This window comes from Marinobacter sp. NFXS9, assembly GCF_040148665.1.
GTDB classification, from domain to species: domain Bacteria; phylum Pseudomonadota; class Gammaproteobacteria; order Pseudomonadales; family Oleiphilaceae; genus Marinobacter_A; species Marinobacter_A mangrovi.
On sequence record NZ_JAGDDW010000013.1, the window covers coordinates 17,828 to 29,046 of the forward strand.

General features: G+C 62.8%; 9 protein-coding genes. 6 read left to right on the top strand and 3 right to left on the bottom strand.

Translation table 11 applies throughout. The features are described 5' to 3' along the window. Positions 1 to 25: 25 nt before the first annotated feature. Complete coding sequence (locus J3364_RS17470) at positions 26 to 1,036, bottom strand: HAD family hydrolase (protein WP_349559515.1); 1,011 nt, start codon at positions 1,034 to 1,036, stop codon at positions 26 to 28. 419 nt (positions 1,037 to 1,455) lie between these two features. Between J3364_RS17470 and J3364_RS17475 the strand changes: the two genes are divergently transcribed. After that, positions 1,456 to 3,126 (top strand): methyl-accepting chemotaxis protein, encoded by a 1,671-nt coding sequence (locus J3364_RS17475; protein ID WP_349559516.1) that lies wholly within the window; start codon positions 1,456 to 1,458, stop codon positions 3,124 to 3,126. A 95-nt stretch (positions 3,127 to 3,221) separates the two neighbouring features. On the opposite strand, the gene J3364_RS17480 is transcribed toward J3364_RS17475, so the two are convergent. Further along, positions 3,222 to 4,589, bottom strand: a complete 1,368-nt coding sequence (locus J3364_RS17480) for a DUF4397 domain-containing protein (protein ID WP_349559517.1) — start codon at positions 4,587 to 4,589, stop codon at positions 3,222 to 3,224. Between the two features lie 143 nt (positions 4,590 to 4,732). On the opposite strand from J3364_RS17480, the gene J3364_RS17485 reads away from it, so the two are divergent. The 5 genes from J3364_RS17485 to J3364_RS17505 all read left to right on the top strand — a co-directional run bounded on the left by J3364_RS17485 (position 4,733) and on the right by J3364_RS17505 (position 10,060). Beyond that, positions 4,733 to 5,146, top strand: a complete 414-nt coding sequence (locus J3364_RS17485; protein ID WP_349559518.1) for a YkvA family protein — start codon at positions 4,733 to 4,735, stop codon at positions 5,144 to 5,146. Positions 5,147 to 5,228: 82 nt separating this feature from the next. Continuing rightward, positions 5,229 to 5,849, top strand: coding sequence for a flavin reductase family protein (locus tag J3364_RS17490; RefSeq protein WP_349559519.1), 621 nt, complete (start codon positions 5,229 to 5,231; stop codon positions 5,847 to 5,849). Positions 5,850 to 5,995: 146 nt separating this feature from the next. Beyond that, on the top strand, positions 5,996 to 7,357 hold the full coding sequence (locus J3364_RS17495; RefSeq protein ID WP_349559520.1) for a glycine cleavage T C-terminal barrel domain-containing protein: 1,362 nt from the start codon (positions 5,996 to 5,998) through the stop codon (positions 7,355 to 7,357). 30 nt (positions 7,358 to 7,387) lie between these two features. Beyond that, positions 7,388 to 8,305, top strand: coding sequence for a methylenetetrahydrofolate reductase (locus J3364_RS17500; RefSeq protein ID WP_349559521.1), 918 nt, complete (start codon positions 7,388 to 7,390; stop codon positions 8,303 to 8,305). Positions 8,306 to 8,323: 18 nt separating this feature from the next. Then, positions 8,324 to 10,060, top strand: coding sequence for a formate--tetrahydrofolate ligase (locus J3364_RS17505; protein WP_349559522.1), 1,737 nt, complete (start codon positions 8,324 to 8,326; stop codon positions 10,058 to 10,060). Between the two features lie 7 nt (positions 10,061 to 10,067). Here the strand turns inward: J3364_RS17505 and gbdR are convergent, their stop codons facing one another. Further along, positions 10,068 to 11,210 (bottom strand): choline metabolism transcriptional regulator GbdR, encoded by a 1,143-nt coding sequence (gene gbdR, locus J3364_RS17510; RefSeq protein WP_349559523.1) that lies wholly within the window; start codon positions 11,208 to 11,210, stop codon positions 10,068 to 10,070. Positions 11,211 to 11,219: the final 9 nt, after the last annotated feature.

Here is an 11,219-nt window from a genome sequence, read left to right on the forward strand (position 1 = left end):
GGGCCATCGCCCCCGGTATCACACATCAGCTTCCTTCAGGAAAGACGCGGCTCCAGTCCTTCTTCATATCGATCACCACCCAGCCTCGTTCGGACGCCTCGTCCAGCGCCTTGTCGAGTTGGCCGATGTGGGACTGGCGGTCGTAGGCCCACTCGCGGTCGGCGTCGGTGTGATGCAGCAACACGCCCAGGCGCGGCACCTGATCTTCTTTGCTGCGCGGGATGGTGGTGTACTGCAGCATCTGCAGATCGCCATCGGAGTTGCCGACGGCCATGATCGGGCGACGACCGATCTGGCGATAGATGCCAACAGGTTTGCCTTCCTTGTCGTCCACCAGAATGATGTTGCCGGTCTTGACGATCTCCGGCACGCCATCGCGCATCTCAAACTTGGCATCGCTGGTGGTGCCCATCACCTGTTCCGGCGGAATACCGTAGGTGTCTTCGGCAAATACGCGAATGAAGTCGACACCACCGCCGGAGACGATGTAGGTCTTGAAGCCATTGGCGCGCAAGTAAACCAGCAATTCCAGCATCGGCTGGTACACCATCTGGGTGAACGCCCTGTTTTTGGTGGGGTGTTTGGCGGTGGCGAACCAATCGGTCACGGAATCCTGGAAGGCTTCTGCGGTCACGTCGGCATGGGCCGTCAGCAGCACTTTCATCACGCCCTCCATACCATTGGCCATCAGCCCTTTCACGTCACCATTGATAGCGCTCTTGAAGGGTTCGGTGGTTTTCCAATCGGGATGATCCGGCGCCATCTGGCGAATCCGGTCCAGGGCGTACAGAGCCTGGAAGTAAACCGGCTGCTCGGCCCAGAGCGTGCCGTCGTTATCGAAGGTGGCCACACGCTCGGCCGGCGGCACGAAATCCTTCGAGCCCTTGTCGGTCACTTTCTGGACGAAACCAACGATAGCCGATTTGGTCTGGCCATCGTTCCACGATACCAGCGGATCACTGTCGGCCGCTTGAGCAACGCTGCAACAGGATAAGAGAAAGAATACAAAGACAATACGGAACCATGGGGTCTGCATAAGGCTCAGCCTCCAGAAATGTGAAGACTGCCGACAATCCTGATACGTCATCTGGCGATGAAAGCAACCCACCGCCGCCTTCACTGGCAGCACAAGTATTCAGTGTAGTCCTTGTTGATGGGACTGCCGATGAGATGAGTCAGCTCAGCCACCACCCATATGCAAACTTTTGCGTCACATTGATCCAAATCAATGCGCCGGACAGTAGAGTGGTTATTAATCCCGCCTTCACTGAGTCGCATCAGCAACCATTTGAAACACTAACGACAAAAGGTTGCAGTTATTCGCTTTCCAAACCTATTGGGCATTACTAGAGTGTCGATAAAGAAGGCACCATCGTGCGCCAGAGTGTCTGGCATTGTGCGAACCCGATAAAAACGGCCCTGGTGGGCCAAGCGCTGTTGTCTGGAGAACCGTCCGTGAATGCTTTTCTGAACCAGTTTTCCCTGAAAACCAAAATTGTCGGGATTGCCGTCACCATCCTGATCATCTTCCTGGCCAGTTCCGGCTACGCCCTCTATGCCATTTCCGGCATCGGCAAGGAACTGGCCCTGGTGTCGGACAAGGACATCCCCCTGGCCGGCTCACTCTCCCGCATCACCGAGCACCAACTGCGCCAGACCATCGCCTATGAGACGGGCTATCGCGCGGCACTCTCCGGTGACGGCGGCGACGAGACCCTGGCCATGGCACGTGATCGCTTCGATGCCCTTTCCCAGGAAATCGATGAAGAGATTCGCCAGGCCCGGACCATGGCGGCGGATCCGGGTGCAGGCGCAGACACCCGGTTGCGGCAGGAACTCGGCACCGTGCGCCAACAACTCAAGGATATTGCGTCGGCCCATGATCGATTTGAGCAGCATGTGGATCAGGCGTTCGCGGCTTTTGCAGCGGGCGACATGGAACGGGCTGGCAACCTGACCGACGACATCGACCGAGCCGCCAGCCAGCTGGACGATGGACTGGGAGCGCTGCACGAGGACGTAGCCAGCTTCACCCAGCGCAGCGCCCAAGTGGCGGAAGGGCACGAGCAGGCGGCGCTGGGCACCCTGACCACGCTGATTGTCGTCAGTACCCTTGTGGGGCTGCTGGTGAGCTGGGTGGTGGCCAACGCCATTGTGCGAGGTATCCGCCGGGCCATCGTCACGGCGTCCGGCGACCTGACCCAGGAAATCAATGTGGACAGCAAGGACGAAGTCGGTGAGCTGTTGCACGCCATGAATGGCCTGCGCCAGAAACTGCTCGACATGATCAGCCAGATCTCCGCCATCACCGCGCAGCTGGCGGCCGCTTCCGAGGAAATGGCGGTGATCACCGAACAGACCAGCCGGACCATCGACGAGCAGTCCTCGGAAACCGAGCAGCTCGCCACCGCCATGAACGAATTGGCCAGCACCGCCCAGGACATCGCCCGGAACATCAGTGACACCGCCCAGTCGGTCAACGAGGCCAGCGATCACGCCAACGGCGGCCGGGCCACGGTGGAAAAAAGCATCCAGGAAATCTCGAAACTGGCGGACGACATCGAGACGTCGGCCCAGGCCATTCGCCAGCTGGAGGAAACCAGCACCACCATCGGCAATGTGCTGCAAGTGATTCAGGCGATCGCCGAACAGACCAACCTGCTGGCCCTGAATGCCGCCATCGAGGCAGCCCGGGCAGGCGATCAGGGGCGCGGCTTCGCCGTGGTGGCGGATGAGGTGCGGGCGCTGGCCAGCCGGACCCACGAGTCCACCAAGGAAATCGACGACATGATCCACCAGCTGCAGTCGGTGTCCCAGAAGGCGGTCGCCTCCATGGACAGCAACCGCCAGCAGGTCAGCCGCACGGTGGACTACGCGTCCGAGGCCGGTTCCCAGCTCACCACCATCACCCAAGTGACGGCACGCATCCAGGACATGACGCGCCAGATTGCCAGCGCGTCGGAGGAACAGGTAGGCGTGACCGAAGAAATCAACAAGAACATCGTGCAGCTCAATACCATGTCGGAGCAGACGGCCCAGGGTGCAGAGGAAACGGCGACTGCCGGCCAGGATCTGACGCGGATGGCCAATGAACTGCAGTCGATCGTCTCGCAGTTCCGGGTCTGAGCATCATCCACCCTTGAACAGAAAAAGCCCGGGGCCATTCGGCTCCCGGGCTTTTTGTGACGCCTTGATTGGCCTGACGACGTTGGCCCCCCGCCTCAGGGCGCGGCCAGATCATCCAGACCCGTCACGGTGAAGGCGCCGCTGGAGCCGTAATCAGCCGCCTCTCGGGCCACCGCCGTATAGACGCCCCCGTTTTCCAGCGTCACGGACACGGGGCCGATCGCGACGGTGCCGGTACCGGCGGCCGTCACATAGACGTCGTAGTCACCCGCCGCCACCGGCAGATAGCCAGAACTTTCCCCGAAGGCGACATCGCTCAACACCGGATCGGCGTTGCCAATGCCACCCGCTCCCTGCGCCGTCAGGTAGACGTCCACGTTTGGGGCCTGGCCGGCACCGTGGATAACCCGCAACTTGGCTTCGGTGGCCACGGCGCGACGATCATCATCCGAGAAAGCCAGCAGCTCGATCTGGGCCAGCGCATTGGCCGCCAGCACGGTGTAGGCACTGCCATTGGCCAGGTCGTAGGTGTCGCTGACGACCGCGTTGGTATCCCCGGTGGCGGTGACTGAAACCTCCGTACTCTCGGCCACCACCCCGGCGTAATTGCCGAAGTCCGCGCCGGGAGCCGCATCGGGGAACGCTAGGTTGGAAATGGCCGGTGTGCCGCCGATCGCGCCGAGGTAGATGTCGACGTTCGGCGCGTTATAGGAATTGTGCACGGCCCGTAGTCCGGCACCGGCATCCGTATCCACCAGTTCGGAAACGTCGCCATCGTCCTCGACAATCAGGCTGATGGGCGAATCACCGTAGTTGGTGTTGTTCACCGCGCCGACCAACAGGTCCGAACCACCGGCGAGGCTGACGGTGCCGCTGTCGTAAACCACAGTACTGCCGCCAGCCGCAGTGACCCTCACCTGGTAATCCCCGGCTGGTACGTTCAGCGGGCCGGTAACGTCTTTGTAGGCGACGGTGGCCACGGGGGACAAGCTGGACAAATCAGCCCCCGGAGCGGTCACATAGACATCCACTTCCGGAGCATCCGAGGCCAAGTGGGCGATCCGGACCCGCACTGAATCCGATGGGGTCGCCTCCGGTTCATCGGTCACGACCAGGGACTCCAGGGTACTGTCGGCCACTTTGCCGATGACAAAGACATCGTAGACCTTTCCGGAGCTGTCGGCCTTGATCGACTGCGGGCCGATCACTTCCGTGGTACTGCCATCCGGCAGGATCGCATCGACAGCCAGCTCACCGGTGCCTCTCACGCGGAACTTACCCGCTGCCTTGTAGTCCGCATCACTGATCACCACCTTGCTGCCCAGTCGCACGTCGACGGCGGGCGCATCGGATGAGGCATGGAAAACCGTGACAGACGTGGTTTTCGTATCGTTATCACTGCCGCAACCCGCCATTGAGAACGCCATGGCGAACAGAAGTATCGCTCTTCCTAACCCTTTCATTGGTGTTGCCCTCACAGGTTATTGGGGTTGTTCTACAACATGACTGCTCGACACAATGGGCTACGACAACGATTTCAATTTGGACGTCATTAACCGACAATCGGTCAGTCTCCAGCCCGTGTAAAAACCAGCACCGTGTCACCATGTGTTTGATTCAGAAGCTGAAACAGAGCGCCTCACGCCTGAAATCCGACACCCTTGCGTTGTATCTGGCAGCCCGGGATCCACGCACCCCATGGCTGGCGAAGGCCGTCGTCGCGATTGTAGTGGCCTACGCCCTGAGCCCCATCGACCTGATCCCGGACTTCATTCCGGTGCTGGGCTATCTGGATGACATCATCCTGTTGCCACTGGGGATGGCTTTGGCGATCCGGCTGGTGCCGAAAGCGGTGATGTCGGACTGTCGGGCCCGCGCCCGCGACGCCTTTAAAAACGGAAGGCCGGTCAGTCGCCGGGCCGGCATGGCGGTTGTCGCAATCTGGTTGGCGGCGATCGTCGTACTTGGCGTGGTGGGATACCGGATGTGGCTTGACGCAGGCCAAGGCGGCCGCCACTGACACCCTCGGCGTCGGCCGACTTCCGTTACACTGCAGGCACTGTGCGTATTCCCGCTTCCCATTCACTGTTCAGGAAGGCGTTATGACCGACTCGATGTATTTCTATGAACCCGCCAGCGGCCACGGGCTGCCCCACGATCCGTTCAATGCGCTGGTGGCGCCGCGCCCGATTGGCTGGGTGTCCACACGCGGCGCCGACGGCATCCTGAACCTGGCGCCCTACAGTTTCTTCAATGCGTTCAACTACCACCCGCCGATCGTCGGCTTCTCCAGCATTGGCTACAAGGATTCCGTGCGGAATGCCCAGGCCACCGGCGAGTTCTGCTGGAACCTGGCCACGCGCCCGCTGGCCGAGGCGATGAATGCGTCCTGCGCCGCCGTCGCGCCGGAGGTGGATGAGTTTGAACTGGCGGGTCTGACGCCGGAACCGTCCCGGGTGGTAAACGTCCCCCGGGTCGCCGAAAGTCCGGTGTCGCTGGAGTGCAAAGTCAGTCAGGTTCTGCAGTTGGCGGGGGCCGACGGCCAGCTGGCCGACACCTGGGTGGTGTTCGGTGAAGTCGTCGGGGTCCATATTGCCGAGCACCTGCTGAAGGACGGCATTTACGACACGGCCGCGGCCCAGCCAATCCTGCGCGGCGGCGGTCCGGCGGACTATTTCCAGGTGGAAGAGGCCCAGCGCTTCCAGATGTACCGCCCCGGATAACGCCTCGCCCTCCACCGGCTGGCGTCCATCGTGAGCCGGCCGGTGCCGCTTTCAGTCTTTTCCATGTCGCCTCTGTCCACGCTGGCCGACGCAATAACGCTCACATTGAAACCATCGAAAACCGCACAAACCCTGAGGAGGCGGCGATGGCGATCAAGTTCGAGCAGGCCCTGTTGGATTATCCACAGCAACGTGCCGGCGCGGCGCGACACCCACAGAGTGTCGACCAATCCGACCGCCGGGTTCCCATCAATCTGCGCCAGTCCGGCCCCACGCCGGTGGAAATGCTGATTTCCACGCGGGTGCGCAAATCACCCTACTGGCACCTGTCGGTGGAATCCGGCTGCTGGCGCGCCACCGTGTATAACCGCATGTACCACCCCCGCGGCTACGTGCATCCGGAAGAAGGCGGCGCCATGGTGGAGTACGACTCCCTGATCCATGACGTCACCCTCTGGAATGTGGCGGTGGAACGGCAAATCCAGGTGAAAGGCCCGGAGGCCGAGGCGTTCGTGAACTACGTCATCACCCGCGACGCCACGAAGATCAAGCCCATGCGCGGCAAGTACGTCATCCTCTGTAACGAGGAAGGCGGCATTCTCAATGACCCCGTTTTGCTGCGGATTGCCGAGGACGAATTCTGGTTCTCCCTGTCCGACAGCGACCTGGAACTTTGGCTGCGCGGGGTCAACACCGGCAAACGTTTCGACGTCAACATTGCCGAGATCGATGTGGCGCCGGTGCAGATCCAGGGCCCCAAATCCGAGGCCCTGATGGTGGACCTGTTCGGCGACGCCGTCAGCGAGCTGCCCTACTATGGCCTGATGGCCGGTCAGGTGGCCGGACACGACGTGATCGTTTCCCAGACCGGTTTTACCGGCGAGAAGGGCTACGAGATCTACCTGCGCGACGCCACCCTGCATGCCGAGGACCTGTGGTACACGGTTCTGCGCACCGGCGAGAAACACAACCTCCGGGTGATCGCGCCGGCTCACCATCGCCGCATCGCGGCCGGCATCCTGTCCTGGGGCCAGGATGTGGACCAGGAGACCCTGCCGTTCCAGTGCAACCTGGCCTATCAGGTGCCCCGCAATAAAGAAGCCGACTACATCGGCAAGCAGCGACTCGAAGAGGTCCGCGCCCAGATGGAAGCCGGCAACCCACCTTTCCGCCAGATCATGGTGGGGCTGCGCTTCGACGGCGCGCCGGTGACAGACTACGCCAACGATTTCTGGCTGATCAGCCAGGCGGCCGGCGAGGAGCCGGTGGGCTATGTCACCTCGCCCTGGTACTCCCCGGAGCTGGAAACCAACATCGCCCTCGGCTACGTGCCCTACGAACTGCGCGACATCGGCACCCGCCTGACGGTGAAGTTGCCGCCGGAGTATGTCGGGGCGGACGGCAACCTGGAAGTCAACGCGGAAGTCGTGGACGTGCCTTTCCGGCCGTCGGTCAACCCCAACGCGCGGGAACGGGCCAAAGCCAAAGGCATCGACTTCGCGGATTAAACAGACCTAAAGACAGGTGGTGAGCGTGCCATGCAACTTGTCCATGAAACGATGACCAATCCCGACGCCGACACGGCTTGCAGAGAGGAACTGGATGTCCTCGCCCGGTCGGCGTCCATAGAGCTGACGCCCCGGCAGATCCTGGCCACGGACGATCTGAGCCGCTGGCTTGCACCGGGCACCGCCGTCTACGTTCCCTTCCTGCCCAAGGCCCGCTACGACGACACGATCGAAGCCTGCGGCCAGCTTCGGGCCGTCGGGCTCAACCCGGTCCCCCACTTTCCGGCCCGGGCGGTTGCCAGCGCCGGACAGGGCCAGGAGTGGCTGGAGCGCCTGGGTGCGCTGGGCGTCGACAAACTGATGGTGATCGCCGGCGATAACGGCGATCCCGTCGGCCCCTTCAAGGACACCCTGGCCTTGCTGGAGAGCGGACTGCTGACCCGCTACCCCTTCGCCCTGGGTGTGGCCGGCCATCCGGAGGGCCATCCGTCGGCGGACCATCCCAGCCTGATGCAGGCCCTGCAGATCAAGCGGGACTATGCCGCAACCACCCGGACACGGATGTGGGTCACCACCCAGTTCGCGTTCGAGGCCGACAGCTTTACCGACTGGCTGCAGACGGCCGGCGACCATCTGGCGCCGCTGCCGGTCTATTTCGGTATCGCCGGCCCTACCAAGTTGCGCACGCTGATGGCCTACGCCGCCCAATGCGGTGTCGGGGTCTCAGCCCGGGCGCTGATGCGCCACCCGGAGACCGCCCGACTGCTGCGCTCGTGGACGCCGGACGGATTGGTGGAAGCCCTGGCGCAGTATCGAGTGGCGCATCCGCTCACGCTGTTCAAGGGCATTCACCTGTTCCCGTTCGGTGGCCTGAAGCGGGCTTCCCGGTGGCTCGAGGACCTGCGCAGCGAAACGCCCGGCTGCGCGGCTTCCCCGGGCAGAGCCTGACGGCAAGGAGGACACCCCATGTCCGCTCCATACCATGAATCCGCCTCCGTTGCGCCGGCCGAGCCGGAACTGCCACCACCCGGCACGCCAGACATCGAAATCGCCCGCGCGGTCCAGCCCCAGTCGATCCTGCTACTGGCGCAACAGCGGTTTGGCCTGCCAGCAGACAGCCTGATTCCTTTCGGCCACTACAAGGCCAAACTCAACCTGAAGCACTTGGGGCTGCCAGACCCGGCCACCTACGGCAAGCTGGTATTGGTCACCGCCGTGACACCGACGCCGGCGGGCGAAGGCAAGACCACAACGAGCGTGGGCCTGAACGATGGCCTGAACCGGCTGGGCGTGAAGTCCTCGGTGTGCCTGCGCGAACCTTCGCTGGGCCCGTGCTTCGGCATGAAAGGCGGGGCCGCCGGTGGCGGGCGGGCGCAGGTGATTCCGATGGAGGACATCAACCTCCACTTCAACGGCGACTTCCACGCCATCACCGCCGCCCACAACCTGCTGGCGTCAATCATCGACAACCACCTCCACTGGGGCAGCGAATCCGGGCTGGATCCCCGTTACATCAGTTGGCGCCGGGTGATGGACCTGAACGACCGCGCCCTGCGCAACATGATCATCGGTCTGGGTGGCGCGGCACACGGGCTGCCCCGGGAAACCGGCTTCGACATCACCGTGGCCTCGGAAATCATGGCCATTCTCTGCATGGCGGATAGCCTGGCCGACCTGCGCCAGCGGTTGGCCCGGATCATCGTCGGCCGTCGCCGCGACCTGTCGCCGGTCACTGTAAGCGACCTGGGCGCCGAAGGCGCCATGACCATCCTGCTGCGGGATGCCCTGCAACCCAACCTGGTGCAGAGTCTGGAACACAACCCGGTGTTCATCCACGGCGGTCCGTTTGCCAACATCGCCCACGGCTGCAATTCGGTCATGGCCACCCGCTATGCCCTGAGCCTGAACGATGTTGTTGTCACGGAAGCCGGCTTCGGCGCCGATCTGGGGGCGGAGAAGTTTATCGACATCAAGTGTCGCCAGAGTGGGCTACGGCCGGATGCGGCGGTGCTGGTCTGTACGGTTCGGGCGCTCAAGATGCAGGCGGGCACCGCTCGAAACAAACTGGCCAAGCCGGATGTGCAGGCAGTCTATGCCGGCTCCGATAACCTGCAGCGACATATCCGCAACCTGCGCCAGTTCGGGCTGACGCCGGTGGTTTCCATCAACCGCTTCCCCAGTGACAGCGACGACGAAGTCGCCGCCATCCAGGCCATCTGCTCCGACTGGGGCGTGCAGGCCATCCCGGCCCGGCATTGGGCCGAAGGCAGCGCCGGCGCCAGCGAGCTGGCCCAGGCGGTGCTGGATCAGATGGACAGCGGCACGCCCGACATCCAGCTGCTCTACCCCGATGAACTGCCATTGACGGAGAAGATCGAAACCATTGCTACGCGGCTCTACGACGCGGCCCGTGTCGACTTCTCGCCGGACGCAGCACGCCAACTGGAAGAGTACGAACAGCTTGGCTTCGGCCACCTACCGGTCTGTATCGCCAAGACCCAGTACAGTTTTTCCGCCAACCCCAAGCTGCGGGGCGCTCCGAGCGGGCATGTATTGCCAGTTCGGGAAGTCCGGTTGTGTGCGGGCGCCGGATTCGTGGTGGCTGTCTGCGGTGACATCATGACCATGCCGGGCCTGCCACGGCATCCGGCGGCGCTTGATATGGGGCTGAATGCGGAAGGCGACGTCTACGGGCTGGTGTAGAGAGTATTCAGAGAGTGCCGCTGCCAGACTTCTGATCGTCCGGCAGCGGCGTGTAGGTAAAGACCCCGAACGTGGGTTCGGCCCGGGCGCGCTGGAGCGCTTCCGATGCGGGCGAGCGGAGTTCGAAGGCCTGCATCGGTGCGGGCTGATCCATGGCGTGGATCGGGCGCACGTTGGCCCGCGCCGATCGCGGTGGCGTTCCCATGTACTTGCGGTAGCAGCGACTGAAATGAGTGGCCGAGACGAAGCCACACATGGACGCGATTTCGACGATGGAACAGGACGTTTGCTTGAGCAGCCGCCGCGCCCGGTCGAGTCGCAACTTGAGATAGTAGCGCGAGGGTGTACAGCCCAGGTGCTTGAGGAACAGCCGTTCAAGCTGCCGCCGTGAAATCCCAGACAGCTGCGCCAGTTCCCTGAGTTCGATCGGTTCCTCGATATTGGCTTCCATGAGCTGGGCGACTTCCGCCAGCTTGGGCTGGGCCACCGCCAGTTGGTGGCGCAGGGGGACCGGCTGCTGCTCGCTGTCCTCGCGCATCCGATCGCATACAAACATATCGGAAATGGCATCGGCCAGGGGCTGCCCGTGACGGCTGCACAGCAGGTTCAGCATCAGGTGCAGCGGCACTTCGCCGCCGGTGCAGGTCATGCGGTCGCGATCGACGGTGAACAGGCGATTGTTGCAGTGCACGCGGGGAAAACCTTCCTGCAGGGCGGCGAGGCACTCCCAGTGGGCGCTGCACCCGTAACCGTCCAGCAGCCCTGCACTGGCGAGCACATAGGCCCCGGTACACAGGGCACCCAAAGTCACCTGTTTACGGGCGAGACTGCGCAGCCAGGAGACTTCGCGACTGGAAAAGCTCTGGGTGACATCAATACCGGCCACCACCAGCACCAGATCGAAATCCCGGGATGTGCCGGTCGCGGCATCGGGAACCAGGGTAACGCCATCACTGGCGTGGACGGGTTGGCCGTCAATGGAGAGCAATTGCCAGGTATAGAGTTCGGAACCGGTGAGCTGATTGGCCATGCGCAGGGGTTCGATGGCGCTGGCCAGGGCCATAAGGGTGTAGTTCTCGATCAGCAGGAAGCCCACCCGATACGGCCGGGTTGCGCAGCTAACTGCATCGCCGTTGGTCGAGCCAGTCATGCCCTTACC